At 64.6% G+C, this 26,648-nt stretch carries 27 protein-coding genes; 7 read left to right on the plus strand and 20 right to left on the minus strand.

The annotated features are described in order from the left end of the window. Positions 1-5: 5 nt before the first annotated feature. Positions 6-359 carry a nuclear transport factor 2 family protein gene (locus IVB46_RS43320; protein ID WP_247316228.1) on the plus strand — a complete coding sequence of 118 codons (354 nt, stop codon included), beginning with the start codon at positions 6-8 and terminating at the stop codon, positions 357-359. 146 nt (positions 360-505) lie between these two features. On the opposite strand, the gene IVB46_RS43325 is transcribed toward IVB46_RS43320, so the two are convergent. Continuing rightward, on the minus strand, positions 506-1,594 hold the full coding sequence (locus IVB46_RS43325) for a Zn-dependent alcohol dehydrogenase (protein ID WP_247346041.1): 1,089 nt from the start codon (positions 1,592-1,594) through the stop codon (positions 506-508). A 45-nt stretch (positions 1,595-1,639) separates the two neighbouring features. Further along, positions 1,640-3,424, minus strand: coding sequence for an acyl-CoA dehydrogenase family protein (locus IVB46_RS43330; protein ID WP_247316231.1), 1,785 nt, complete (start codon positions 3,422-3,424; stop codon positions 1,640-1,642). A 222-nt stretch (positions 3,425-3,646) separates the two neighbouring features. Between IVB46_RS43330 and IVB46_RS43335 the strand changes: the two genes are divergently transcribed. Together IVB46_RS43335 and IVB46_RS43340 are read left to right on the plus strand one after the other, a co-directional pair. After that, the gene (locus IVB46_RS43335) at positions 3,647-4,348 is read left to right on the plus strand and encodes an SDR family NAD(P)-dependent oxidoreductase (RefSeq protein ID WP_247316233.1); all 702 of its coding nucleotides are present in this window, start codon (positions 3,647-3,649) and stop codon (positions 4,346-4,348) included. 111 nt (positions 4,349-4,459) lie between these two features. After that, on the plus strand, positions 4,460-5,290 hold the full coding sequence (locus tag IVB46_RS43340) for an enoyl-CoA hydratase (RefSeq protein WP_247316234.1): 831 nt from the start codon (positions 4,460-4,462) through the stop codon (positions 5,288-5,290). A gap of 105 nt (positions 5,291-5,395) precedes the next feature. Here the strand turns inward: IVB46_RS43340 and IVB46_RS43345 are convergent, their stop codons facing one another. Next, positions 5,396-6,019, minus strand: a complete 624-nt coding sequence (locus IVB46_RS43345) for a GNAT family N-acetyltransferase (RefSeq protein WP_247316235.1) — start codon at positions 6,017-6,019, stop codon at positions 5,396-5,398. A 69-nt stretch (positions 6,020-6,088) separates the two neighbouring features. Then, the gene (locus tag IVB46_RS43350; protein ID WP_063980835.1) at positions 6,089-6,292 is read right to left on the minus strand and encodes a DUF1127 domain-containing protein; all 204 of its coding nucleotides are present in this window, start codon (positions 6,290-6,292) and stop codon (positions 6,089-6,091) included. Between the two features lie 110 nt (positions 6,293-6,402). Between IVB46_RS43350 and IVB46_RS43355 the strand changes: the two genes are divergently transcribed. Then, complete coding sequence (locus IVB46_RS43355) at positions 6,403-7,302, plus strand: transcriptional regulator GcvA (protein ID WP_063980834.1); 900 nt, start codon at positions 6,403-6,405, stop codon at positions 7,300-7,302. Between the two features lie 141 nt (positions 7,303-7,443). Then, positions 7,444-8,775, plus strand: coding sequence for an MFS transporter (locus IVB46_RS43360; protein WP_063980833.1), 1,332 nt, complete (start codon positions 7,444-7,446; stop codon positions 8,773-8,775). 114 nt (positions 8,776-8,889) lie between these two features. Here IVB46_RS43360 and IVB46_RS43365 read toward each other — a convergent pair whose 3' ends face one another. Genes IVB46_RS43365 through IVB46_RS43375 form a run of 3 tightly spaced genes read right to left on the minus strand, consistent with a single transcriptional unit; the run spans position 8,890 to position 11,551 of the window. Beyond that, positions 8,890-9,303 (minus strand): Rieske (2Fe-2S) protein, encoded by a 414-nt coding sequence (locus IVB46_RS43365; protein WP_028149261.1) that lies wholly within the window; start codon positions 9,301-9,303, stop codon positions 8,890-8,892. A 52-nt stretch (positions 9,304-9,355) separates the two neighbouring features. Next, positions 9,356-10,468 (minus strand): amidohydrolase family protein, encoded by a 1,113-nt coding sequence (locus IVB46_RS43370; protein ID WP_247346044.1) that lies wholly within the window; start codon positions 10,466-10,468, stop codon positions 9,356-9,358. Positions 10,469-10,492: 24 nt separating this feature from the next. Next, the gene (locus IVB46_RS43375; protein WP_247316240.1) at positions 10,493-11,551 is read right to left on the minus strand and encodes an amidohydrolase family protein; all 1,059 of its coding nucleotides are present in this window, start codon (positions 11,549-11,551) and stop codon (positions 10,493-10,495) included. Positions 11,552-11,692: 141 nt separating this feature from the next. Here IVB46_RS43375 and IVB46_RS43380 point away from each other — a divergent pair, with 141 nt between their 5' ends. Both IVB46_RS43380 and IVB46_RS43385 read left to right on the plus strand, forming a co-directional pair. Beyond that, entirely contained in the window at positions 11,693-12,175 is a 483-nt protein-coding gene (locus tag IVB46_RS43380) for a CinA family protein (protein ID WP_063980829.1), read from the plus strand. A gap of 105 nt (positions 12,176-12,280) precedes the next feature. Further along, entirely contained in the window at positions 12,281-13,267 is a 987-nt protein-coding gene (locus tag IVB46_RS43385) for a dienelactone hydrolase (RefSeq protein ID WP_247316497.1), read from the plus strand. 29 nt (positions 13,268-13,296) lie between these two features. On the opposite strand, the gene IVB46_RS43390 is transcribed toward IVB46_RS43385, so the two are convergent. The 13 genes from IVB46_RS43390 to IVB46_RS43450 form a co-directional block, all read right to left on the minus strand. Next, on the minus strand, positions 13,297-14,121 hold the full coding sequence (locus tag IVB46_RS43390) for a hypothetical protein (protein WP_247316242.1): 825 nt from the start codon (positions 14,119-14,121) through the stop codon (positions 13,297-13,299). Between the two features lie 67 nt (positions 14,122-14,188). Continuing rightward, positions 14,189-14,464, minus strand: a complete 276-nt coding sequence (locus tag IVB46_RS43395) for a DUF1488 family protein (protein ID WP_063980827.1) — start codon at positions 14,462-14,464, stop codon at positions 14,189-14,191. 135 nt (positions 14,465-14,599) lie between these two features. Then, positions 14,600-15,217 (minus strand): tetratricopeptide repeat protein, encoded by a 618-nt coding sequence (locus IVB46_RS43400; RefSeq protein ID WP_247316244.1) that lies wholly within the window; start codon positions 15,215-15,217, stop codon positions 14,600-14,602. A 120-nt stretch (positions 15,218-15,337) separates the two neighbouring features. Then, positions 15,338-16,807, minus strand: coding sequence for an AMP nucleosidase (locus IVB46_RS43405; protein WP_247316245.1), 1,470 nt, complete (start codon positions 16,805-16,807; stop codon positions 15,338-15,340). A 214-nt stretch (positions 16,808-17,021) separates the two neighbouring features. Next, entirely contained in the window at positions 17,022-18,356 is a 1,335-nt protein-coding gene (locus IVB46_RS43410) for an HlyD family type I secretion periplasmic adaptor subunit (RefSeq protein ID WP_247316247.1), read from the minus strand. Next, complete coding sequence (locus IVB46_RS43415) at positions 18,353-20,101, minus strand: type I secretion system permease/ATPase (RefSeq protein ID WP_247316249.1); 1,749 nt, start codon at positions 20,099-20,101, stop codon at positions 18,353-18,355. Before IVB46_RS43415 ends, IVB46_RS43410 begins: the two co-directional genes overlap by 4 nt. A gap of 260 nt (positions 20,102-20,361) precedes the next feature. Further along, positions 20,362-20,631 (minus strand): GlsB/YeaQ/YmgE family stress response membrane protein, encoded by a 270-nt coding sequence (locus IVB46_RS43420; protein ID WP_063980822.1) that lies wholly within the window; start codon positions 20,629-20,631, stop codon positions 20,362-20,364. Between the two features lie 315 nt (positions 20,632-20,946). Next, complete coding sequence (locus IVB46_RS43425) at positions 20,947-21,930, minus strand: ABC transporter ATP-binding protein (RefSeq protein ID WP_247316250.1); 984 nt, start codon at positions 21,928-21,930, stop codon at positions 20,947-20,949. Then, positions 21,927-23,342, minus strand: a complete 1,416-nt coding sequence (locus IVB46_RS43430; RefSeq protein WP_247316251.1) for an amidase — start codon at positions 23,340-23,342, stop codon at positions 21,927-21,929. The genes IVB46_RS43425 and IVB46_RS43430 overlap by 4 nt, the downstream gene beginning before the upstream one ends. Continuing rightward, positions 23,339-23,536 (minus strand): hypothetical protein, encoded by a 198-nt coding sequence (locus tag IVB46_RS43435; RefSeq protein WP_179737919.1) that lies wholly within the window; start codon positions 23,534-23,536, stop codon positions 23,339-23,341. Before IVB46_RS43435 ends, IVB46_RS43430 begins: the two co-directional genes overlap by 4 nt. After that, positions 23,533-24,594 carry an oligopeptide/dipeptide ABC transporter ATP-binding protein gene (locus IVB46_RS43440; RefSeq protein ID WP_085403446.1) on the minus strand — a complete coding sequence of 354 codons (1,062 nt, stop codon included), beginning with the start codon at positions 24,592-24,594 and terminating at the stop codon, positions 23,533-23,535. Before IVB46_RS43440 ends, IVB46_RS43435 begins: the two co-directional genes overlap by 4 nt. Before the next feature lie 3 nt (positions 24,595-24,597). Continuing rightward, positions 24,598-25,506, minus strand: coding sequence for an ABC transporter permease (locus tag IVB46_RS43445; protein WP_247316252.1), 909 nt, complete (start codon positions 25,504-25,506; stop codon positions 24,598-24,600). 3 nt (positions 25,507-25,509) lie between these two features. After that, a complete protein-coding gene (locus IVB46_RS43450; RefSeq protein WP_247316253.1) occupies positions 25,510-26,463 on the minus strand; it encodes an ABC transporter permease in 954 nt (317 codons plus the stop codon). Between the last annotated feature and the right edge of the window lie 185 nt (positions 26,464-26,648).

Here is a 26,648-nt window from a genome sequence, read left to right on the forward strand (position 1 = left end):
ACGTCATGAGCCAAGACCTCGACCAGCTCACCACGCTCAACCACGACTATGTCGCCTCCGTGCAAAACTGCGACGTTAAACGCTTCGACGAAATCCTGGCGCCGGAGTTCTATTGCTCCAATCCCGACAAGACGCTGGTCGATCGCGCGGCCTTCCTGGAGCAGACGGCACGGCCGATCGCAATCCGCAATCTGCATGCGCATGATGTCATCATCCGCATCATGGGCGATTTTGCCATCATCCACGCTGCCACCAGCTACACCACCGCCGACGGCCAGCAGGCGACGGGGCGGTACACGGATTGCTGGACGAAGAAGAACGGGACGTGGCTCGCGGTATCAGCGCACGTGTCGCGGTAAGTTGAGATCAGCCATCCTCACACTCCGCTGTCATGCCCCGGCTTGACCGGGGCATCCACTACGCGGCAATAGTCGGTTCACACAGCTTCCGCCGCGGAGTACTGGATCGCCCGCCTTCGCGGGCGATGACACCGTCATTGCGGTTGCTAGCTGTCAAACACAATCACGCTGCGCAGCTTCTTGCCGGCCTTCATGTTGGCAAAACCCTCGTTGATCTCCGACAGTTTCAGCTTGGCCGAGATCCAGTCTTCGAGGTGCAGCCGGCCGCGCAGGTAGAAATCAACCAGCCTCGGCATGTCCACGCGAAAATGGTTGGAGCCCATCGACGAGCCCTGGATCCTGCGCTCGCGCAGGAAGTCGAAGCCGTGCAGCTCGATCTTCTGGCCGAACGGGATCATGCCGACGATGGTGGCCGTGCCGCCGGACGCCAGCATGCCAAAAGCCTGCTCCGCGGTCTCCTTGCGGCCGAGCACCTCGAAGGAATGATGCACGCCGCCATTGGTGAGGTCGCGCACCTGCTTCACGACGTCGCCGTCGGCGGGATTGATGATGTCGGTCGCGCCCAGCTTGGTCGCGAGCTGCAGCTTTGCCGGATTGGTATCGATGGCGATGATGCGTCCGGCGCCGGCGATCTGCGCGCCGTTGATCGCGGCCATGCCGACGCCGCCACAGCCGATCACGGCCACGGTCTCGCCGGCCGTCACCTTCGCCGTGTTCACGACCGCGCCGTAGCCGGTGATGACGCCGCAGCCGATCAGCGCGGCGAGATCGAGCGGCATCTCCTTGCGGATTTTGACGATCGCGTTCTCGTGCACCAGCATCTGCTCGGCGAAGGACGAGAGGTTGAGGAACTGGTGCAACTTCTCGGGCTTCGACCATTGCATCCGGTTGGAGGCGCCCGGCAGCAGCTTTACGGTGGTGTCGGTGCAGAGCACGGTGCGGCCGGTGGTGCAATTGTCGCAGGTGCCGCAAAACACCGACAGGCACGTCACGACGTGGTCGCCGGGCTTTACGTAAGTCACGTCGGAGCCGACCTGCTCGACGACGCCGGCAGACTCGTGCCCGAGCACCGCGGGCAGCGGATGCGGATACAGGCCTTCCATGAAGTGCAGATCGGAGTGGCAGAGGCCCGCGACCGCCGTGCGGATCAAAACCTCGCGCGGGCCCGGCTTCGGCAGGCTGACATCCTCGATGACCAGCGGCTGATTGACTTCATAGAGGACGGCGGCCTTCATCGAGCACTCCCTATCGCTTCTTTTGGTTTGAGCGTGGCGTGCAGCCTACGCTGCCAGAACCAGTTCGCCAACCTCGCTCATGCCGGCGTCGCGATCGCCGAGCAGCAGCGCTGCGATCTTCGCTTGCGCGGCATTTTCCGTCAGCCGGAACGGATCGCTCGGCGCCACGCGATGGTCGATCACCAGCCGCGATAGCAGCAGCCGGCGCGCATCGCCGCGCATTTCGTTGATGCGATGCGCTTCCCAGGCGAGCGCGACCGCGCTTGCGACGTGATAGAGCAGGCTGGTCGCGCGGCGCGCATCGGCCTCGTTCTCGGAATTGCCTGCTACCTCGCGCGCGAAGCCGACGGCGCGATCGACGAGACCGCGCAAATTGTCGCGCCAAGCCTGCGGGACCGACGCGCTATCATCGAGCCGCGCGTGCAGATCGGCTGATAGCGCGGATTCGGCGCCATGGCGGCCGACCGCGCGCCGGAGCGCATCGATGGCGACGATGTTGCCGGTGCCTTCCCAGACCGAACCGAGATGGGCGTCGCGCAGCAGGCGGGGCGTGGCAAATTCCTCGATATAGCCGATGCCGCCGCGCATCTCGAGCGCATCGCCGCAGACTTTTCGCGCATCCCGCGTCGCACGGAATTTCAGCGTAGGCGTCAGGATGCGCAGGAGCGCGGCTGCATCCTGGCTTCCGGCCTCGGCGCGGTCGAGCGCGTCGGCGGTCAGAAAACTCATCGACAGCGCCTGCTCGACCGGCAGCATGATCTTCAGCATCTGCCGGCGGCCGAGCGGCAGATCGATGATGCGCTTGCCGAACACCACGCGGTTCTTCGCCACCGTAATCGCATCATGATAGGCGCGGCGCATCAGCGCGGTGGATTTGACGCCGTTGGAGAGCCGCGACGAGTTGACCATCTCGGCCATCTGCACAAAGCCGCGATCGAGCTTGCCGACCGCATAGGCGATCGCGCCTTCGAGCTTGATCTCGCCCGAGGCCATCGAGCGGGTGCCGAGCTTGTCCTTCAGGCGCACGATCCGGTATTGGTTCTGCGAACCGTCGTCGAGGAAGCGCGGCATCAGGAACAGGCCGACGCCGCGCGTGCCGGGGCCGGCGCCTTCGGGGCGCGCCAGCAGCATCACGACCTTGGCATCGGCATTCGAGCAGAACCATTTTTCGCCATGGAGGCGCCAATGGTCGCCCTCCTGCACGGCGCGCGTGGTCAGCGTACCGACATCGGAGCCGCCCTCCTTCTCGGTCATGAACTGGCCGCCCTGGGTCAGCTTGCTCATGTCGGTCTGGGTCAGGCCGTCGAGATATTTCGCCTTCAGCGCCTCGCTGCCGAAATTCGCCAAGAGCTTGGCGCAGCCGTCGGTGACGTTGATCGGGCAACCCATGCCGAATTCGGTCTGGTTGAACAGGAAGGTGAAGGCGTGCTTGGCCACGACGGGATATTTGTCGGGCCAGCCCATGATGCCCTTGCGGATCGACAACGCATGGATACCGAACTCGCCGAACGCGGCATTCTCCAGCTCGCGATAGGCCGGGTGATATTCGATCCACTGCATGTCGCGGCCGAACTTGTCGCGCTGGTGCAGCACCGGCGTGTGCCGGTCGGCGAGCCGCGCGCAATCGTCGAGCCGGCCACCGGCGAGTTCGCCGAGGCGATCGAGATGCGGCTCGATGTGGCGGAACAGCGTATCCGGCAGATGGATACGCAACAGATCCGTTAGCGCCGGATCGGCGCGATAGAAATTCATGCCTGATGTATCGGGCGCCAGCAGACCGGATGGTGCGGCCGCGACACTATTTGGCTCACCTGTGACCGGCTTGTGCATGATCGTCCTCTTCGTTCCCGCCCGACGGCAATTCTTATCGCTTGCCGCTTGGGATGATGTCGATCATGCTCCAGTCGCAAAGGCGGATAAAGCCGCAAATTGTCAGGGAGGCATGATCGCCGTGAAGGAGCAATTCGCTCTGCGGAATTATGATCGACCCGGCTGGTTGTCCGCACGGCGGATGCATAGATCAGCGGCTTCCCGTCTCCGAGAGATCACGCCATGGAACATCCGAAATACAAGATCGCCCTCATCGTTGGCGCCGGCGAAGGCCTGAGCGCCTCGCTCGCTCGGCTGCTGTCTGCGCAAGGCATCCGCGTCGCGCTGGCCGCGCGCAAGATCGAGAAATTAGGCGCGCTCTGTAGCGAGACCGGCGCCAAGGCCTATGCCTGCAACGCCACCGAACCTGAGGAGGTCGAGCGGCTGTTCGGCCTGGTCGAACGCGAGATCGGCACGCCCGACCTCGTCGTCTATAACGCCAGCGGCCGCACGCGCGGGCCGTTCGTCGATCTCGTTCCGGCCGACGTCGCGCAGGCGATCGCGATCAGCGCCTATGGCGGCTTCCTGGTGGCGCAGCAGGCAGCCAAGCGCATGCTGCCGAACAAGCACGGCGCGATCCTGTTCACCGGCGCCTCGGCGAGCGTCAAGGGCTATGCGCAGTCGGCCTCCTTCGCGATGGGCAAGTTCGCGCTGCGAGGGCTGGCGCAGAGCCTGGCGCGCGAGCTCTCGCCGCAGGGCATCCACATCGCGCATTTCGTGATCGACGGCGGCATCCGTAGCGCGGCGCGGACCGAACCCGCCGACAAGCCGGATTCGATGCTCGATCCCGACGCCATCGCGCAGAGCTATTGGAACGTGCTGCAACAAACGCGCAGCGCCTGGAGCTGGGAGCTGGAGCTGCGGCCGTGGGTGGAGAAGTTTTGAGTTGAGCTGTCGTAGGGTGGGCAAAGGCGCATAGCGCCGTGCCCACCGCCGTGAATGAACAAACAGATGGTGGGCACGCTACGCTTTGCCCACCCTACAAGGGCGGGAAACATGACCACCGAAACCACCATCGATACCGGCACCAATGAACTCCTCTGCGTCATCCGCGACCGCGTCGCGGTCATCACGCTGAACCGGCCGGAGGCGCGCAACGCGCTGTCGGACACCTTGACGCCGGCACTGCGGACGATGATCCGCACCTGTGGCGAGAGCCCCGATGTCGGCGCGCTGTTGATCACCGGCGCGGGCGCGGCCTTCTGTGCCGGCGGCAACGTCAAGGGCATGGGCGCGCATCGCGACCCGAAGAAGCTCGAGATGTCGTTTGACGACAAGGTCGCCGATCTCCAGGAGCGGCAGCGGCTGCTCACCGGCGCGCTGGTGTCGGTGCGCAAGCCGACCGTCGCCGCGCTGCCCGGCCCCGCGGTCGGCGCCGGGCTCGCCATCGCCATGGCCTGCGACATCCGCATCGCCGCGCAATCGGCCTTCGTCGCCACCGGCTACGCCCGCATCGCGCTGAGCGGCGACTACGGCATCGCCTGGCTCCTCACCCGGCTGGTCGGCACCGCGCGGGCCCGCGAGCTGCTGTTCACCGGCGATCGCGTCGACGCCGCGCGTGCAGAGGCCATCGGCCTCGTCAACCGCGTCGTGCCCGACGACAGGCTGCAAGACGAGGCCTTTGTGCTGGCCAAGTCGCTCGCTGAAGGCCCGCGTCAGGCGCTGCGCTACATGAAGGACAATCTCGACGAGGCGCTGTTGTTCGATTTCGAGACCGCTCGCGACCACGAAGCCGGACGGCTGATCCGCCTGACCACGACCGCTGATCACAAGGAAGCCGTGCAGGCGTTCATCGAGAAGCGGAAAGCGGTGTTCACGGGGAAGTAACCCGCGGTTTGACGATCGCAGCCCGGATGGAGCGCAGCGAAATCCGGGTTACGACGAACAAAAAAAGGCCCGGCTCTGGATGACCAGGCCGGGCTCGGAGTGGTGTCAGGCCGAGGCTGAGGGGCTGTCGGCCTGACGGGAAAGGGCGGCGAGGCGCCAGCTCGCGCAGGGAATGTCTTTCGGTGCGACGTTGATCTCCTTGTCGAAGCGCACCAGCTTCCAGTCGTCGGGATGATTAACGAAAGCGAAACCGGATTTGCGGGCGAGCGAGATCATGGTCTCGTTAGAGCGCAGCGTGTCGCCGAACATGTGCTCGGCATCAAGGGCTGCCGCGCGGCATTCGAGATTCTTCATCAGCGCGGTGGCGATGCCGTGGCCCTGCCAGCGGTCGTCGACCGATAGGCCGAACTCGAGTGTCGAGGTTTCGGCATGGAAGGCGTAGCGCGCTTCGGCAACGATGGTCTCGAAGCCGTCGACCATCTTAGTCGCGACAACGGTAAAGCGCTCGCGCGCTCCGATATCGAGGAATTCGCTCAGCAGGCCCTTCGGCAATTCGCTGATCGCACCGAAGAAGCGGTTGTAGCGGGAGCGGGTCGAGAGCGATCGGAAATAGTGCTGAAGCTCCTCGGTGTCGCGCGGCTCGACGAAGCGGATGTTGATCGCCTCACCCTGCCGGGTGCGCAGCACGTCCGAATATTGCTTCAGATCTTCCAGGCGAAGAGTGCTCATGACACGAGCCCTGCGGAAAGAGGGACCGCCGGCGCCCCTGTGATCAGGCGGCGCCGGCCTGGCGGCCAATCAGGCCCGCCAGAAGGGTTTGTCAGCCTCGTAGGCGATGTCGGTCCAGGACAGGCCGACGTCGTGGAGATCGCGGGCCGTCCAGTGGGTCAGTTCGCGGCGGGTCCGGTAGCGCTCGTGCCAGACGTGAAGCGTCTCGCCGATCTGCTGGATGAGGCCGGGTGCATGATGATTTGTCATCGAATTATGGGTCAAAGTAGACATTTTCAGCTCCTTGAGCTAACTTGACCGCTAATATCTGCTTGCCACCGCGCTGCGACAAACGACAATTTGTACCCCTTCGCATGAAATAACGTCATGCATCCTGCTGCCAAATGACTGCCAGATTGCCCTCCCTGAACGGATTGCGGGCCTTTGAGGCCGCCGCGCGCCATCTCAGCTTCACGCTGGCCGCGTCCGAGCTGAACGTGACCCAGACCGCGATCAGCCATCAGATCCGGCGGCTCGAGGAGGAGCTCGGCATCCGCCTGTTCGTCCGGCAGAACCGCGCGCTGGCGCTGACGCCGGAAGCGCGCGACTATTTGCCGGGCGTCCGCGCCGCCTTCAACGACCTCCGCCTTGCGACCGACCGGCTGCTGCGCAAGGACGACGACAAGGTGCTGACCGTCTCGACGCTGGCATCGCTCGCCGCGAAATGGCTGCTGCCGCGGCTGACCGATTTCCAGGAGCAGCACCCCGGCATCGACGTCCGCATCACCACCTCGACCAGCCTCGTCGATTTCCAGCGCGACAATGTCGATGCCGCGATTCGCTATGGCCGCGGTCAATGGCCGGGCCTGCGCGCCGACTGGCTGATGGCGGACGAGCTGTTTCCGGTGTGCAGTCCGTCGCTGCTGCGCGGCGACAAGCCGCTGCGCCAGCCTGAGGATCTCAAAGGCTATCCGCTGCTGCACACCTCCAATGCCAACAGTGATGACTGGCGGCTATGGCTGACGGCGGCCGGCCTTCCGGGCGACATCGCCAGGCAGCCCGGCATCACCTTCGACATGATCTTCATGACCATCCAGGCCGCAATCGACGGCATCGGCGTGGCAATGGGGCGAACCTCCTACGTCCAGGACGACATCGCCAAGGGCCGGCTCGTGGTGCCCTTCAAGATCGCGCTGCCGGCCGATGCCGGCTTCTACCTGGTCGCGCCGGAGGGCCGGCGCGAGGCGCCGAAGCTCGCCGCGTTCCGCGAGTGGATGATCGCTGCAACGCAGAATAAAGCGTGAAAAATCATCAGCTTCCCCGGTGAAATCGATTGACTCGCCGCGCCCCGCGCGAGAGGGGTAGGACAGATTGTCGCAGCCGACAATCTGCTGCCTTTCCGTGAAATGAGTTCCGGTCCGGCCGCCTTCCAGGGGAGTAACGTCATGGCTGGACCAGCAACCAATCCGCCCGAGATCAAGTCGCGCATCGGCGCGATCCTGCGCGCCACATCAGGCAATTTTCTCGAGCAGTTCGATTTCTTCCTGTTCGGCTTCTATGCCGCCGCGATCGGCAAGGCGTTCTTCCCCTCCACCAACGAGACGGCGTCGCTGCTCAACACTTTTGGCGTGTTCTGGCTCGGCGCCTTGATGCGCCCCGTCGGGGCGATCGTGCTCGGCGCCTACATCGACCGCATCGGCCGCCGCCAGGGCCTGATCGTCACGCTCGGCATCATGGCCATCGGCACCGTCGTGATCGCGTTCTGCCCGAGCTATGCGACCATCGGCATCGCGGCGCCCGTCATCGTGCTGATCGGCCGCCTGCTGCAGGGCTTCTCCGCCGGCGTCGAGCTCGGCGGCGTCTCGGTCTATCTCGCGGAAATCTCCACGCCCGGCAATCGCGGCTTCTACACCTCGTTCCAGTCGTCGAGCCAGCAGGTCGCGATCTTCGTGGCCTCGATCCTCGGCTTCATCCTGTCCGAGGTGATGCCGGCGGACGTCGTGACCGCCTGGGGCTGGCGCATTCCCTTCTTCGTCGGTTGCCTCATCATTCCCCTGATCTTCATGCTGCGGCGGACGCTCGAGGAAACGCCGGCCTTCCTCGCCATGAAGAAGCACCCGACGGCAAACGAGGTGTTCGCCTCCGCGCTCGCCAACTGGCGCATCGTCATCCTCGGCATGATGATCGCGGTCCTGACCACGACGACATTCTACTTCGTCACCGTGTACACGCCGACCTTCGGCAAGACGGTGCTGAAGCTCTCGACGCAGGACGCACTGCTCGTGACGCTGCTCGTCGCCGTGACCAACTTCTTCTGGAATCCCGTCGGCGGCGCGCTGTCCGATCGCATCGGCCGCAAGCCGGTACTGCTCGCCATCGCCGGCCTGGCGCTCGTCACCGCCTACCCGGCACTGTCCTGGCTAGTCGCCGCGCCGACTTTCGGCAAACTGCTCGCGGTCGAGATGTTGTTCTCGTTCTATTTCGGCATGTACAGCGGCACCATGCTCGGTGCTCTCGTCGAGATCGTGCCGGCGCATGTCCGCACCACCTGCTTCTCGCTGGCCTTCGCGCTCGCCGCTGCGCTGTTCGGCACGTTCACGCCATTCGCCTCGACCTTGCTGATCGACTACACCGGCAACAAAGCCTCACCCGGCTTCTGGCTGATGTTCGCCGCTGCGCTTGGCATCATTGCCGCATCGATCGTCTATCGCGGTGGCCGCCAAGCGGTGACGACGTACGATGCGACCGGTGAAGCGGCGCCGGCGGTGAGCCACTGATGGTCATTCCGGGGCGCCTCGAAGAGGCGAACCCGGAATCCATTTCTCCCAACATTCTTGCGGCACGATGGATTCCGGGCTCGATGCTTCGCATCGCCCCGGAATGACAGCAACCTAAAGCTCCACCACCACGTAATCGCTCTCGACCTTCACCGGAATCGTCTCGGCGACATACGGGCCCTTCACCACACTCGCGCCCGGCTCGACATGCGCCGGATAGGCCTTCACGCGGAAGCGGCGGGGGTCGCAATAGGACTGGCCGGTGCGGATGTCGAACTCCCAACCGTGCCAAGGGCAACGGATGATCTCGCCGAGCTTGGTGTATTCGATCTCGCCGGGATCCTTTGATTGCGCGAGCCCGATCAGCGGGCCCTCGCACAGCGCCGCGCCCTGATGCGGGCAGCGGTTCATCAGGCCGAAATACTCGCCCTTGATGTTGAAGACCGCAATCGGCCGTCCGTCGATCTCCAGAAATTTTCGCGTGCCCGGCGGAAGCTCATCCACCGCCGCAATCACGTGCCGCGCCATGCTTATGTCTTCCGCATGATCTGATCGGAAAACCGCTTCACACTTTTCCGGATCATGCGGCTATCCGATAGAGCCTGCGCGCATTGCCGAGATAGAACGCTTCGCGGTTGGCGTCGCTGACGCCCGCCGGCAGCACGCGCGACGGCTCGTCATAGTCCCAATGCGGATAGTCGGTCGCGAACAGCAGTCGGTCCCAGCCGATCCATTTGATGACGTCGAACAGATCCTCGCGCCGCTCCGGGTCCTCCATCGGCTGCGTGGTCCACCACACCTGCTCGCGGATATATTCCGACGGCGGCCGCTTCACATGCGGCACTTCGCTGCGCAGCCGGTGCCAGACCTTGTCGAGCCGCCAGGCGAGCGACGGGGCCCAGCCGAAGCCGGCCTCGATCATCACCATCTTCAGCTTCGGAAAGCGCTCGAACACACCTTCCAAGACAAGGCTCGCCAGCGCCGATTGCTGGCACTGCGAGTGGCCCACCATCTCCTCGATGTAATAGGAAGGCCAGCCGGACGGCGTGATCGGATTGCCGCCGAAGCCGAAAGCGTGCACGCCGACGGGAAGGCCCGCCTCTTCCGCGGCCTGATAGATCGGCCAGTAGCGGCGCTGGCCGAGCGGCTCGACGTTGCGGCTGAGCAGCAGCACCTGCACGAAATTCTTGTCGCCGGCGCGCTCGCGAATTTCGGCGGCGGCCGACAGGCCGTCCTCATTGCCGACGACAATGGACGCCTTCAGGCGCTTGTCCTTGCTGGTCCATTTGTCGATCTGCCAGTCGTTGATCGCCGAGCACAGCGCCGCCGAGAGCTCGTGATTGCGGATGCCCTGCCCGGTGTTGAGCGGATTGAGCACGCCGAGTTCCACGTTGTTGGGATCGAGCAGCTGCTTCTGCATGAAGGACAACGAAGAGCCCTGCGGCCCGCCTTCCGGCGGATAGGCGTCGCGGCGCGATGCGTTGGGCTGGGCCTTCGGATAGGGCGGGCCTTCCATCATGCCCTGATAGGCATGGACGCCGTAGACTTCGAGATGATGCTGCCAGCGTTTCGCCAGATAAGGATAGAGCTCGGTGCGGGTGGCGCGTGCCGGATGGATGTCGCAGTCCGCGATTGCGGTTTTGACGGTCAGTGGGGAAGCGGCTTCGGTGCTCTCGCGGAATTGGACATTCATCGCCTTGCCTCCTTTGGCAGCGGGCTAAGTCAGGCGGGGATAGGTCGCATGCGGATTTTCGATCATGATCTTGCGCACGAGATCGGGGGTGAGGCCCTCGGGCAGCGCGTCCTGGCCGTCGAATTGCCAGTGCGGATAGTCCGTGGAGAATAGAACCAATTCGTCGGACTGCATATGATCAAACAGGCGAATTAATGTCTCAGGTTCCGGCGGCGCATCAAATGGCTGTAAAGAGAATCGGATGTTGCTGCGCACAATGTCGAGCGGCGCGCGATCGACCCATGGCGTCTCCATTCGCACCCCGCGCCAGAACTTGTGCAGGCGCCAGAGAAAAGGGGAGATCCAGGAGACGCCGGATTCGAGCATCACCATTTTCAGCCGCGGATATTTGGCGAACACGCCCTCGACGATCAGACTGGTGAGCTGAGTCTGGAACGCCTGGGCCTGACCGACATAATCCTCGATGTGATAGGAACCCCAGCCCACGGAAGTCGGCGGATTGTGATAGGCGGAACCGGCGTGAATCCCGACGGGCAGCTGGAGCCGTTCCGCCGCCTCGTAGATCGGCCACAGCGCGCGCTTGCCGAGCGGCGTGTCGCCCATGACCAGCATCAGCACCTGTACGAAGCGGCGGTCCTGTGCGCAGCGCTCGATCTCGGCGACGGCTTTCTCGACACTTTGCGTGGGGATCACGATCGAACCACGCAGCCGTGAATCGCGATCGAGCCATTCCTTCACCAGCCACTCGTTCAACGCGCGGCAGAAGGCGGCCTGCAAATCTTCCGAAAACACCATCTGCACGCCGTAGAGTGGATTGCAGATGGCGTGCGTAAGCTGGAAGGGATCGAGCAGATGGCGCTGCATGTCCTCCAGGCTTGCGCCGGGCTTGCCGGTTTCCGGCCGCCAATCGGGACGCGCCACGATCGGCGAGTTCTGCGGATAGGATTGCGAGACAAGGTCGACCATGCCGCGCGTCGTCACCTGATCGCGCCAATAGTCGTTGAGGTACGGCAGCAGGCTGGTCAGATGCGGCACGGCCGGATGCACGTCGCAATCCACCCCGCCGGCGATCAGGGACGCCATCACGTCTCCTTCACGTTTCCTCGTCACGTTTTGTCTTGTCCACCATTCAAGCAGGCCTGCCCGTCGTCCGCAACTCGGCCAAGGCCGCTGTCATATGCTAGGAAGGCACAGCTCCGTTGCGAGGACTGAGAGGTTAAAGGGATGAAAGAGCTCGTCGGCATTGCGGAACAGGTTGCGGCCCGACTAATCGCGCGCAAACAGACCATTGCAGTGGCTGAATCCTCGACCGGCGGCCTGATCTCGGCCAGCCTACTCGCGGTGCCCGGCGCCTCCGCCTATTTCCTCGGCGGCGCGGTGGTCTACACCCGCGATGCCAGGCGCGTGCTGATGGATATTTCGGACGAAGGAATGAAGGGCTTTCGTTCCTCGTCGGAGCCTTATGCAAAGCTGCTGGCCGAACAGATGCGCAGCCGCTTCGGCTGCGACTGGGGCCTGTCCGAAACCGGCGCCGCCGGCCCCACCGGCAACCGCTATGGCGACGCCGCCGGGCACAGCTGCATGGCGGTTTCGGGACCTGCGGCAGAGGTGATCACGCTGGAGACGGGCAACAACGACCGGTTTGCGAACATGCAGATGTTTGCTGCCACGGCGCTGAAGCTGTTGCTGCGGAAGCTGGAGGGGTGAACGCCCTCACATGGGAACCGCACGCGCTCCCGATCTCCAGCCGGACTGACCGTCGTGCCGGCGCATGAGCGAGCGCGTCACCGCCCAGGCGCGATAGGAGCAATGATGCAATTGCCTGCGTTCGTCTTCGCGATCCTGCTCGTCCTTGGGATAACGACGGCGCAAGCGGCCGGTATCAGAAACTTCGACATTCCTGCCGGTCCGGCGGGACCGGCAATCCGATTGCTGGTCTGGACTCCGTGTGCAGAGCCACCTCGCGAGATGGATGCGCGTGGCGCCACCTTCTTCGCCGTGCCCGCATGTCCGGTCACCGGAGAAAAGCTTCCACTCATCGTGATGTCGCACGGCCGCCGAGGATGGTTCGGCGGTCACCATGACACGGCCGCGGCTTTGGCCGATGCCGGGTTCGTCGTGGCGGCGCTCAATCATCCCGGCGACACCATGCGTGACACCAGCCGCACCGACAGTCTTTCGGTTCTCGTCGAGCGCCCCGCGGATATGAGCCGGCTGATCGACTATATGCTGGACGGGTGGCCGGACGCATCCCGCATCGATCCTCAGCGCATCGGGCTCTACGGGTTTTCGTTTGGCGGCTACACCGGCCTCGTCGTCATCGGCGGCAATCCCGATCTGCGCAAGGGATTGCCGAATTGCGAGACGTCCAGCCTGAGGGCGTGCAAGCAACTCGAAAGCGGCGAGCTTCCTGATCAGCCGACGACCCATGATAAGCGCGTCAAGGCCGCGGTCATCATCGATCCCTATCCGGTGTTCGTCTTCCCCGAGGAGAATCTGAAAGCAATAGCAGTGCCGGTTCAATTGTGGAGTTCTGACCCCGCGCAGAATGCCGATGGTCTATCCGGATGCTGTGCGGCAGCGATCAATCAAAGGCTTCCGATCAAGCCGGACTACCATTTCGTGGACAATGCCCGGCATTTTTCCTTCCTCGCGACCTGCACCCCAAAGGACGCCCGGGAGGCCCCCGCCGTCTGCACCGATGCGCCGGATTTCGATCGCGTCGATTTCCACCGACGGCTTCACGCAGATGTCGTTGCGTTCTTCCGCAAGTATTTCGCCGGAAGCGCCAAGCCGTAACGCGGCCCACGGCCCGGCGCCGCGCCGGCCTAAGAGCAGGCCAAGCCGTTGCCGGGCTCGCGGCAGAGCTTCGCGCGAACCTCTACGATATCGATATCGTACTTCCCGGCTCTCCGCTTGCGCGAGGCGGAGGCCGAGTCGGCACTGTCCATTGAAAGCAGATTGAGCTGCTTCTTGGTCGCCGCGCTGCACATCAGAGCAGCGTTGCCGCCGAGGTATCTCGACTGGGCGCCAAGCTCCTGCCGGGTGAGCTCCGCGAATGGCCCCAGACGCAATTGCGTTTCGACCGCTGCGATTTCAGCGTCGCTCGCCTGCGTCCGGGCAACACCCTTCATCCTGCGTTCGAAGCCGTTTGCGATCGCCGCTCCATGTGCCGCACCAAGATCCGCAACCTCTTGCGCTGCGTCCGTAAACTCACCGCGCTGAGAACCGGCCAACAGATAGGACTTGCAGGCCAACGGGTTGCTCGCGAGCTTCAGGAGGGTCGCCAGCTCCGCCCGGTCCAGGGCATTGATGTGCTCGTCGTCGGCATAGACCTCCATCTCGCTCGCCAGGATCATGTTGAGTGCACCATTGGCGGCGGGCCATCCGCCCTCGTTGAAGGCCTCTTCGGTCTCCCGAAGGAAGACCGCCCTGAGCGCGGGATCGCTGCGCGCAATCGACGCGGCCAAAGGGAAGCGCGCGATGTTCTGATCGAAATCGCGCGCAAACGCGCTCGGCCCGGAGAGGCTCGCATATGCCAGGTTTCCGGCAAGCAGGGCGACGACGACGAGCAGCAGGACTGATCTTCTGGTCATGCGAGAGTTTTGGTGTGGGTTACCGCGAGAGATCATCTCACGCCGGGTCACCGCCATCCATTGCAACTACAGGCTGCCCTTAATGAATCCTTTCGCGGCCATGACGAGTTGCACGCATGCCCTGCTATCTTGCCAGATGCCGCATGAAGATCCGCACCACATATCCCTGGACCCGCGGCGCCTCGTCATAGATATCCGACGCGAGCCGCTCGATGGTCTCACGCAGGGATAGGAACTGCGCCTGGCGCGCGCTGCTCTCGGTGCCCTGCATGCCCGCGAGCTCGTCCATCGCGGCATCGCTGATCTGGCAATGCACGACCTCATCCTCTCGCATCATCGTGAAGCGGAAGGCCAACCGTTCGAGGTCGTGGCCGATGATCCTGTCGCGCGACAGCGGCATCCAATTGTCCCGTTCGCGCCCCCGAACGGGACAATGCTGAAAATCTGGCGCTTTGTCACCATCCGCGCCAAGAGGCATCGCTGTCATGCGATGTTCATCAACAGCGAGCTTCCGTCGGTCGGCCCGGCTCCAACGTCAGTAGGCGAGCGCCGTGCCGGTCGGCTTGTCGAGTGCCGCGGCCAGCGATCGATACTCCTCACAATCCGTCCCGCAGATGGCGGCAATCCGGCTGAGATGATAGAGCGCCTGCTCGCGGTTACCCCGCTCGAGCTGCCACAATCCGTAATACTGCCACGTCAATACGTGGTTCGGATCTGCCTTCAACGCGCGCTCGTACCAGACCTGCGACTGCTCGTAGTCGCCGAGCTTGCGGTAGGAATAGCCGATGAGGTTGGCGACGTTCGGATGGTCGTCATGGCCTAGCGATTTTAATTCCGCGATCGCGGTCGCATAGTCGTTGCGCTCGTAGATGGTGTCATAAGCCACGCGGTAGCCGGCCGCGAAAGCGGGATCGCCGATACTGGATTGGTTGTTCGGCTTCCTGCCTTTGTGTGTTGCCTTGGTGCCCCAGCGTTTCGGGTAGACTGGCTGCGGCTGCAGCCTCTGATCCGCGTAGGCTCCGGCATAGGGATCAGTGGAGCTGATGCCGCCCCCGCCACCACCACCGCCGCCGCCGGCGGCAAGGGCCGGCGAGCTCAACAGTACTGCCGCAAATGTACCGAGCGTGACGAGCCTGATCATCGCTGTGATCATGTCTGCCTCCTGTCCTGTTCAAGCGGCCCCGGACGATTTGATAACCCTGCGTCGGCCGCGATATTCCGGGACACTGTGCTCACAGAGACGTCAGCGTTCGTACGACAGTCACGTTGTCCTTTACTGGAACGCGACCTCGGCGAAGCTTCGCAGCTTTCGCGAATGCAGCCGCTCCGATTCCTGCTGCTTGAGCCGCTCCAGCGCCTTCAGGCCGATCTCGAGATGCTGGCCGACGCGGCGGCGGTAGAATTCGCTGGCCATGCCCGCGAGCTTGATCTCGCCATGCAGCGGCTTGTCGGAGACGCACAGCAGCGTGCCGTAGGGAACGCGGAAGCGGTAGCCGTTGGCGGCGATCGCGGCCGATTCCATGTCGAGCGCGACCGCGCGCGACTGCGACATGCGGCGGATCACCTCGGGCCCCGAGATCTCCCAGTTGCGGTTGTCGACGCTCGCGACGGTGCCCGTGCGCATCAGGCGCTTCAGCTCGAAACCTTCGAGGCCGGTGACGTCCTCGACCGCCTGTTCGAGCGCGACCTGCATCTCGGCCAGTGCCGGGATCGGCACCCAGAGCGGCAGCTCGCGGTCGAGCACGTGGTCCTCACGTACATAGCCGTGGGCGAGCACGTAGTCGCCGAGCCGCTGCGTGTTGCGCAGGCCTGCGCAATGGCCGAGCATCAGCCAGGCATGCGGGCGCAGCACAGCAACGTGGTCGGTGACGTTGCGCGCGTTCGACGGGCCGGTGCCGATGTTGATCAGGGTGATGCCGCGATAGCCAGGCGCGACCAGATGGAAAGCCGGCATCTGCGGCGCGCGGGCAGGCGCCACCCCGCTGGTTGCGCCGCCGCTGCCCGTGATCACATTGCCCGGCGCGACGAAGGCTTCGAGGCCAGCTTCGCCGGACTGCAGCCGCTGCTGGCAGAGCTGCGCGAAGGCATCGACATAGAACTGGTAGTTGGTGAAGATCACGAAATTCTGGAAATGCTCGGGATCGGTGCCGGTGTAGTGATAGAGCCGCCGCAGCGAATAATCGACACGGGCGGCGCGAAACAATGACAACGGCTCGGGCGCGCCCGGCTGGAGCTCGAAGGTGCCGTCGGCGATCGAATCGTCCATGGTGGCGAGGTCAGGCACGTCGAACGCGTCGCGCAGCGATCGCGTCACAAGGGAATTCTCGCTGGTGGTGATGGCGGCTTCGATATTGATGTCGCGGCGATAGGCGAAGTGGATCGGGATCGACTCGGCGGATTCGCCGATCTCGACGGGAACGCCGTGGTTCTGGATCAACAATCCGATCTGCTCGGTGAGATAGGCGCGGAATAGATCCGGCCGCGTAACGCTGGTCTCGTGCACGCCGGGGCCGGCGACGAAGCCGTAGGCGAGACGCGAGTCCAGCCGCGCATACGTCGCCGTGGTGACACGGACGAAGGGATAGAAGGCCCGCACGCGCGTGGTGACCGCCTCGCCGTTGACATAGGCCTCGAACCGGTCACGCAGGAATTTGGTATTGCGCTCGTAGATCTCTTCGAGGCGGGCGACAGCCGCGGCCGCGTCGGAAAAGGCTTCGGTGGCGATGGAGGGTGGGGATTGCATAATTCGACCGCCGGGTTGCTGAGCTTGAGTCGAACTATAGCAAAGAAGGCGGTCCCGTAGGGTGGGCAAAGCGGAGCGTGCCCACCATCTGATCATCGCACGAAGAGCGGTGGGCACGGCGCGTTGCGCCTTTGCCCACCCTACGAGATCGCGTATGTCGCCCGAGATCCCGGATCCGCGCTAAGTGCGCTCCGGGATGACGCGCTTTCGCGCGTCACTTCTCGCGGAATGCCCGCATCAGCTGGTCGTGCAGCGGCTTCATCAGATAGGACAACATGGTGCGGTCGCCGGTCTGGACGAAGGCTTCCGCCGGCATGCCGGGGATCAGCTTGGAGTCGCCGAGCTTGGCGACCTCTTCCGCGGGCATCGATACGCGGATGGTGTAGTAGCTCTGCCCGGTGCGCTGGTCGGTGGTGACGTCGGGCGACACGCGGCTGACGACGCCGTTGAGCTCCGGCGTGGTGCGCTGGTTGAACGCAGACAGGCGAAGCAGCGTCTTCTGGCCGATCTGGAGTTTGTCGATATCGACAGGATTGACCTTGGCCTCGACCTGGAGATCGTCGGCCTGCGGCACGATCAGCATCAGCGCGTCGCCGGCGGTGACGACGCCACCGACGGTATGCACGGTCGATTGCAGCACCATGCCGTCCTGCGGCGCGCGGATGTCGACACGGCGGAGCTGGTCTTCGGCGGCGACCTTGCGCTCGATCATTTCACCGATCTTGTCGTTGGTCTCGCGCAGATCCTTGGAGACCTCGCTCACCATGTCCTTGTCGACCTGGATGATCTGTAGCTCGGTCTCGGTGATCTTGCCCTTGGCCTGCGCGCGCGAGGCGATGTATTGCGCGCGCTCGCCGTTGAGGCGGGCGCTGTCGCGTTCCAGCGTGGTGAGGCGGGAGATCTGCACCAGGTGTTTCTCATAGAGATCGCGGACACCGACCAGCTCCTGCTGCACCAGGACGATCTCCCTGTCCTTGGCCTTTTCCTGCGCGGAGAGTCCTTCGATCTCCTCGTTGAGCTGCTGGACACGCTCGCGGAGCTGCGCCTTCTGCCCGGCGCGGCCATTGACGCGGACGTCGAACAACTTGGTTTCGGCGGAGAGCAGGTTCTTGACGTCGGGATCGTTGCCGCGATCGAGGAGCGATTGCGGAAACTCGATCTTGTCGACACCGCGCTGCTCGGCCTGGAGCCGCGCCGTGCGCGCCAGCGCGGCGTCGAGATTCTTGGTGACGATGGCGAGGTTCGCCTTGGTGACCGTGTCGTCGAGCCGCACCACGATATCGCCGGCCTTGACCACGTCGCCGTCGCGGGCACGCAGCTCGCCGACCACGCCGCCGGTCGGATGCTGCACCTTCTTGACGTTGGATTCGACCACGACCTGGCCCGGCGCGATCAGGGCCCCCGAGATCTGCACCGTCGAGGCCCAGCCGCCGAGGCCGACGACGAGGGCCACCACGATGGCGAGCCCGAGCATCAGGTGAAACCTGATGGAATCCCGCACGGTCCTCTTCGCGGCGGGCTTTCCGCCGCCGATAGCCATCGTGCTCATGACTTGGGCACTCCGCCTTCGCTGACGATCTTGATCGGTGCCGGCGGCGTCACGCGCGGCTGGAGCACCTGGGCAAGCACCTGCTCCTTCGGCCCGAACGCCTGCATACGGCCGTCGCGCAGCACCAGGATCTGGTCGACCGCCTCGACGCCGATCGGGCGATGCGCCACCACGATGACGATGGCGCCGCGCTCGCGCGCGGAGCGAATGGCGCGGGTCAGCGCCTCGTCGCCCTCGGTGTCGAGATTGGAATTGGGCTCGTCGAGCACGATCAGGAACGGGTTGCCGTAGAGCGCGCGCGCCAGTGCCACGCGCTGCGCCTGGCCCGCGGAGAGCGCGGTGCCCTGTTCGCCGACCTGCGTGTTGTAGCCCTCGCGCATCTTGATGATCATCTCGTGCACGCCGGCTTCCTTCGCCGCGGAAATGATGCCGTCAGAGGTGGCCTCGGGATCGAAACGGCTGATGTTCTGCGCGATGGTGCCGCCGAACAATTCGACGTCCTGCGGCAGATAGCCGATGTGGCGGCCGAGCATGTCGGAGGCCCACTGGTCGAGCGCCGCGCCGTCGAGCCGCACCTTGCCACGGACCGGATGCCAGACGCCGACCAGCGCGCGGATCAGCGACGATTTGCCGGAGCCGCTCGGCCCGATCACGCCGAGGCCATTGCCGGCGGTGAGCGCGAAGGAGACGTCCTGCACGATGAGGCGCTGATCGCCCGGCGGCACCATGGCGATGCCCTCAACCGACAGACGACTGGTGGGCGCCTGCAACTGGGTCGGCATCGTCTGCGGCGGCATCTGCTCCAGCAGGCGCGTGAGGCGCTGCCAGCTCTGACGTGCCGCGACAAAGGATTTCCAGTGCGCGATGGCGAGATCGACCGGCGCGAGCGCGCGGGCGGAAAGGATCGAGCCGGCGATGATGATGCCGGCGGTCGCTTCCTGGTGGATGACGAGATAGGCGCCGACCGCAAGCACGGCCGATTGCAGCATCATGCGCAGCACTTTTGCGACTGCGCCGAGACCGCCGGCGACGTCGCTCGCACGCTGGTTGCCGTCGAGGTATTTTTCGTTGGCCTCGCTCCAGCGCTGATTCATCCGGCCGGTCATGCCCATCGAGACCATGACTTCGGCGTTGCGCCGGCTGGAGGCGGCGAGATCGTTGCGCTGGGCGGCGAGGCCCATCGCCTCCTTGGCCGGCTGGCGGGACATGAATTCGGTGACCAGCGTCAGCCCGACCAGGATGATGGCGCCGGCCAAGGCGGTGAGGCCGATCATGACGTGGAAGGCGAAGCAGATGGCCAGGTACAGCGGCAGCCAGGGCAGGTCGAAGAACGCGCTCGGGCCCATGCCGCCGAGGAACGAGCGGACATTGTCGAGGTCGCGCAGCGGCTGCAAGCCCTCGTTGCGGCTGCCGACCAGGAGCGGCAGGCGCACGACGGTGTCGAACACGCGCTTGTTGAGGGCTTCATCAAGCGCCGTGCCGATCCGCCCCAGGATCCGGTTTCGGATCATGTCGAGCATGCCCTGCGCCATATAGAGGAAGCTGGCGATGATGATCAGGCCGACGAGAGTCGGAACGCTGCGGCTCGGCAGAACCCGGTCGTAGACCTCCAGCATGAAGATCGACCCGGTCAGATAGAGCAGGTTGATCATGCAGCTCATCAAGCCGACGCCGACGAACGCCGTGCGACAAGCACGCAGGGCGTCACCGAGCTCTGAACGGCGGACGCCAGGTACGGCTGCCATCAGTCTGATCTCTTTCGGGTAAGGGGCAACGCCCCTGATTTCCTAGGTCGTTCAGGGGTACGCGACCCGGATTAACATCGTATTCCCCCGCGACGAACGCGGTCGAATTAATCCAGGTCCCTGATAGGCCACCTCTACCCCTGACGGCCTCGCACGCAAGTCCGGTATTTCACAGTCTTTGCGGCTTTTTATAGCAGACATCGCGGCCTCTCCCCAGCGGGGGAGAGGCGAAAGTTCTGGCTTACCGAGCCAATGTGACGCTAGAGCCGGCCGCCGCCGCGCACCAGCCGCACCACCAGGAGCAGGATGATGGCGCCGATGGCGGAATAGATGATCTCGGACACGAGCCCGGTGCCGAGATGGATGCCGAGCTTCGGGAACAGGAAGCTTGCGACAAACGCGCCGGCGATGCCGATCACGATGTCGCCAATGATGCCGAACCCGCTGCCGCGCACCACCTTGCCGGCGAGCCAGCCGGCGACGAGGCCGACGAACAGGATGACGATGAGGCCTTGGCCAGAAATGTACATAAGTTGAAGTCCCTCTCCATGAACGGGGGCATGGAACCGGAACCGGGATGAATGGGGTCTGAATGGTCGGTTCGGATAAAAATGTCGAAAACAACCCCATGCACAGTAGGAGTGCAGTTGGCCGGCGGTGCGAGGTGAACTGTGACAAGTCGGTGTTGTCGTAGAGGGATTCTGAAGGAGTGCGCGATTGGAGGTGGGGGCGCGCGGCACTCACTTTCCACCCAGCGAAGTGAGGGAGGCGCCGCTCTCTCATTCCCTCCCCCCTTGCGGGGGAGGGAGCGCAGTGTGCTTCTGGAGATAGCTGCGCTAGATCTCTTACGTACTCGACATCGCCGTCACCGGCTCGGCCAGCACGCACCTCGCCGCCCTCCCCGGCCCCACATCCACATTCGCAGGCAATTGCTCCAGACACCGCGGCTGGGCGACCGCACAACGCGGGGCGAAGGAGCAGTTGTTCGGCTTTTCGGCCAGCGAGGGCGGGGTGCCGGGGATGGTCTCGAGCCGCTGCCCCCGCTTGGCACCGTGGATGGTGGAGGCGAGCAGGCCCTTGGCGTAGGGGTGCACCGGCGTGCGGACGATGTCGCGGAGTGTCCCCTGCTCCACGATCTGGCCGGCATACATCACCGCGACACGGTCGCAGATCTCGATCGCAACACCAATGTCGTGGGTGACGAAGATGACGGACATGCCGAACTCGCGCTGCAGCTCGCGCAGCAGCAGCAGGATCTGGATCTGCACGGTGGCATCGAGCGCGGTGGTCGGCTCGTCCGCGAGCAAGATCTTCGGACGGCAGGCGAGCGCCAGGGCAATCATCGCGCGCTGGCGCATGCCGCCGGACATCTCGTGCGGATAGGCATCGAGCCTGCGCTTTGCGGAGGGAATACGCACGACCTCGAGCATTTCGAGCGCCCTCGCCCGCCCTTCCGCAAGGCTCTTGCCTTCGTGGCGCACGACGCTTTCGGCGATCTGCGCGCCGATGGTGTAGACCGGATCGAGCGCGAGCGCGGGCTCCTGAAAGATCATCGACACGGTCTGGCCGCGGAACGACGACAGCTCCTCGTCGTTCATGGCGAGCACGTCGCGGCCCATCACGTTGACCTTGCCCGAAATCTGCGTGCGCTTCTTCGGCAGCAGCCGCATCAGCGCACGCAGGGTCACGCTCTTGCCGGAACCGGACTCGCCGAGCAGGCCCAGCACCTCGCCGTCACCGAGCGAGAGACTGAGATCGTTCACGGCATAGACCGTGCGCTCCCCGGTGAAGCGGATGTTGAGGCCTGAGATGTCGACGAGCTTTGTCATGACGGCAGTTTCGGCAACCTATCGTGATAGTCGGTGACGCGCTGGAAGGCGGCGCCGATGGTGAGCAGGGTCGCTTCATCGAATGAGCGGCCGATCAGCTGCATGCCGACCGGCAGGCCGCCTTTGGTGAAGCCGGAGGGAATGGTGAGCGACGGCAGGCCCAGAAAATTCACCGGGCGGGTGAACAGCGTCAGCCGCTGCACCATGGCCGGCGCGTTCGGGCCGCCGCCGACGTCGCTCTCCTCGATCGTCGGTGCCGGCACGGGCGATGCCGGCGCGATGATCGCGTCAACACCAGCCGTGGCTGCATTGTGCGCGGCGAGTGCGGGGCCGCGCCAACGCATCGCCTCCAGATAAGTGATGGCGGGAACGGCGAGACCGTTCTGAAGCCGCATCAGGACCTGCGGGCCATAGTCCTGCGGACGCTCGATCATCCAGCGCTTATGGAAGGCGGCCGCTTCGGCCGCGAGCACGAGCTGGCTTGCCGCAGACAATTGCCGCTGGTCCGGCAGCTCGACTGTGACGATGTCGGCGCCCTCGCGCTTGAGCACCGCGATGGTCTCATCCAGCACGCGCGCGACCTCGACGTCGAGATCGTCGACATAGAAGGACGCGGGCACGCCGATTTTCAGGCCCTTGAGCGAACCCTTGGTAGCGCCGACATAGTCGGACAGCGGCTCGTGGCTGCAGGTCGAATCCGCGGGATCGGGACCGGCCATCAGCGCCAGCAGCAGCGCGCAATCCTCGGCGGTGCGGGCGAGCGGACCGACGGTGTCGAGCGATTGCGACAGCGGCATTGCACCGGCGCGGCTGACGCGGCCGACGGTGGTCTTCAACCCGGTGACGCCGCAGAAATGCGCGGGCATGCGGATCGAACCGCCGGTGTCCGAGCCGAGCGCCGCGAACGTCAGGCGCGCGGCGACCGACGAGCCGGAGCCGGAGGACGAGCCGCCGGTGATATGCGCGACGTTCCAGGGATTGCGCACAGGGCCGTAATGGGCGTTGTGGCCGGTCGGGCCATAGGCGAATTCCGCCAGATGCAGCGTGCCGAGGCGAACCTGCCCGGCATCCTTCAACCGCTGCAAGGCCGTGGACGTGACGGTCGGCACGAAGTCGCGGCGAATCAGCGAGCCGCAGGTCGAGACGTGGCCTGCGTCGTAATACATGTCCTTGTGCGCGAGCGGCACGCCGTGCAGCGGACCGCGGACATTGCCCTTGGCGAGCTCGGCATCGGCGGCATCGGCCGCCTTCAACGCGGACTCGGCTTCAACCGACATGAAGGCGTTGAGATGCGGCTGCCACTGCGCGATGCGGTGCAGCAGCGCGCGCGTCACCTCATGCGAGGACACCTGCTTCATCGCGATCGCGCGCGCAACCTCGGTGAGCGTCATCAATGCAGGCTCACGGCTCATTTCGACACCTTCTGCGTCTGCGCGATCGGATAGAGCGCGGGCTCGAGATCGAACGGCAGCGTGCCGGCGATGACCGCAAAGCCTTCGAAGGCCGGCCCGATGGAATTGGAGATGCGCGTCGCGATCTCGTCATCAACAGGGACGCCGGCGATCTGCGCGATCGGCTTGATCTCTTTGGGTGTCGGTCTTGTCATGCTGTTTCCTCTGCGGGCGCGCGGCTATGGCCTGAACCCGGAATCGCCATGTAGCACGCGGCCTCGTGGCCCATTCTATCGAGCGCGGTGAGCTTTGGTGCTGCATTTGCGCAGAGCGGCTCCGCAAACGCGCAGCGGGTGTGGAAGCGGCAACCCGGGGGCGGATCGATCGGATTGGGCGGATCGCCGGTGATCGGCGGTTTTTCGGTGCGACGATCCGGGTCTGAGGACGGCATCGCGGCAAGCAGCGCGCGCGTATAGGGATGCGCAGGGTTATCCCAGACCTGGTCGACCGGGCCGAGCTCGACGACCTCGCCGAGATACATCACCAGCACGCGGTCCGAGATGTAGCGGACCACGTTGAGGTCGTGGCTGATGAAGAGATAGGTCAGGCCGAACTCGCGCTTGAGGTCGGCGAGCAAATTGAGCACCTGCGCCTCGACGGACTTGTCGAGCGCCGAAACGGCTTCGTCCAAAATCACCAGTCGCGGCGACAGCGCCAGCGCACGCGCGATGTTGACGCGCTGGCGCTGGCCGCCGGAGATCTCGTGCGGATAGCGGTTGGCGAAGTTTTCCGGCCGCAGGCCCACCTTGCCGAGCAGCTCGCGCGCCAGCGCCCGCGCCGTGCCATCGGCCATGCCGTGCACTTTCGGGCCGAACGCGATCGATTCCTCGATCGTCAGGCGCGGATTGAGCGAGGCATAGGAATCCTGGAACACCATCTGCATGCCGCGGCGCAGCTCGCGCAACGACAGCGCCTGGCCGACGGTCATGCCGTCATAGATGATGTCCCCGGTATCGCGCGGCATCAGATGCATCAGCAGCCGCGCAGTGGTCGACTTGCCGCAGCCGGATTCGCCGACGATGCCGACAGTCTCACCCTTCGCGACCGAGAAGGAGACGTTGTCCACCGCGCGCACGGTGCGTTTCGCGGCGAACAATCCGCCACGAACCGGAAAATGCTTGGTCAGGCCGTTGACCTGGAGCAGCGGCTGCGCGACGCCGCCAACGTCCTCGACCGGCTCCAGCATTTCAACGGATGTGTTGCTCTCGCTCATGGCCTAGTTCCTGATGTCCATGGCGCTGCGCAGGCCGTCCGAGAGCAGGTTGAAGCAGATCGAGACCGCGAAGATCATCGCGCCCGGCAGCGCGGCAACCCAGGGATTGACGTAGATCGCGGTGCGGAGCGTGTTCAGCATCAGTCCCCATTCCGGCTCCGGCGGTTTTGTGCCGAGGCCGAGGAAGGAGAGACCTGCGGCCAAAATCATCGAGACCGAAATGAGACTGGTCGCATAGACGAAGATCGCGCCCAAGACGTTGCCGAGGATATGCACGCGCATGATGGTGAAGGGTCCTGCGCCGGAGGCGCGCGCCGCTTCGACGAAATCCATGTTGCGCACGCCGGTGGTGACGCTTTCGGCAACGCGGGTGATCTGCGGCACGAATACGACGGTCAGCGACACGATCGAGTTGAGGATGCCGGCCCCGAGCGCGCCGGAGATCGCGATGGCGAGCAGCACGGAGGGAAAGGCGTAGAACACGTCGATCGTGCGCATGATCGCGGTGTTGAGCTTGCCGCCGACATAGCCGGCGACGAGACCGAGCGACGTGCCGATGCAGAACGCGAGGATGACAGGCAAAATGCCGATGACCAGCGACAGTCGCCCGCCATAGATCAGCCGCGCCAGCATGTCGCGGCCGAGCTCGTCGGTGCCTAGCGGGTAGCCCGCTGTGCCGATGTGGCGCAGGCGGCGGATCATCGAGCCCTTGTAGGGATCTTCAAGACCGAGCCACGGCGCGAGCACCGCGGACAGGAAGATCAGCAGCAGCACCAGCGCGCAGGCCATGCTGACCTTGTCGCGGGCGATACGGCGGCCGACGGTCGCCCAATAGCCGCGCGCCTTGGTCGCGGGCGCGGCCTGCAGCGCGGCGTCGGCGGTGGCGGTGGCGGACAACGGAAGCTCGCTCATCGGCTAGCCCCGCTTGATGCGCGGGTCGATCGCGGCTTGCGCGATGTCGACCAGCAGATTGAGGAAGACAAAGAACAGCGCCAGGATCAGAATCGTGCCCTGCAACAGCGGCAGGTCGCGCTGGAAGATCGCGGAATTGAGCAGGAAGCCCGAGCCCGGCCAGGAGAACACGGTCTCGATCAGGATCGAGCCACCGAGCATGTAGCCCAGCTGAAGCCCCATCACCGCGAGCGCGGTGGGCGCGGCATTCTTGATGACGTGGCGAAACACGCCGGTTTCGTGCAGGCCTTTTGCACGCAGCGCCTCGACGAAATCCTGAGAGAGGATGTCGCCGGTGAGCGCGCGCACGGTGCGGGTGACGATGCCCATCGGGATCACCGAGGTCGTGATCGCCGGCAGCACCAGGTATTTCAGATGCGCCCAGTCCCAGGCCCAGGAGTTGGAGCCGTTCGGTCCGGCGCCGACCGCGGGCAGCCAGTTCAGCTGCACCGAGAAGATGATGACGAGCACCATGCCGAGCCAGTAATGCGGCACGGAGACGCCGGCGATGGCGAAAGAGGTCGCGACCTTGTCGATCCAGGTCTCGCGGAAATAGCCGGCGATCAGGCCGAGCAGGATACCCATCATAAAGCCGATGATGGCGGCCGCAATCGCGAGCGTGACGGTGTTGCTGACCGCGCGCATGACCTCGGCGAGCACGGGGCGCCCCGTGGCGATGGAATTGCCGAGATCGCCATGAAGGGCACGCAGCAGCCACAGGCCGAACTGCACCGGCAGCGGGCGGTCGAAGCCGTAGGCGGCGCGCAGCTGCGCCGCGAGCTCCTGCGAGGCGTCGGCCGGCAGCACCGCAACCAGCGGATCGCCCGGCGTGATGTGCACGAGCAGAAAGCACACCAGCGCCACGCTGATGACGATCGGAATGACATAGACGATGCGGCGAGCGATATAGGCGAGCACTGGTCTTCTTTCTTCCTTCTCCCCTTGTGGGAGAAGGTGGCGCGCGATCAGCGCGCCGGATGAGGGGTATCTATCCGCAGATACAGCGTTATCGAATGAGAGAGAGGGTCGCTCGCGGAGAGAGACCCCTCACCCGGCTTCGCTGCCGCGAAGCCACCCTCTCCCACAAGGGGAGAGGGTGCACT

Origin of the sequence: Bradyrhizobium sp. 61 (genome assembly GCF_023073075.1) — a bacterium.
GTDB lineage: Bacteria > Pseudomonadota > Alphaproteobacteria > Rhizobiales > Xanthobacteraceae > Bradyrhizobium > Bradyrhizobium barranii.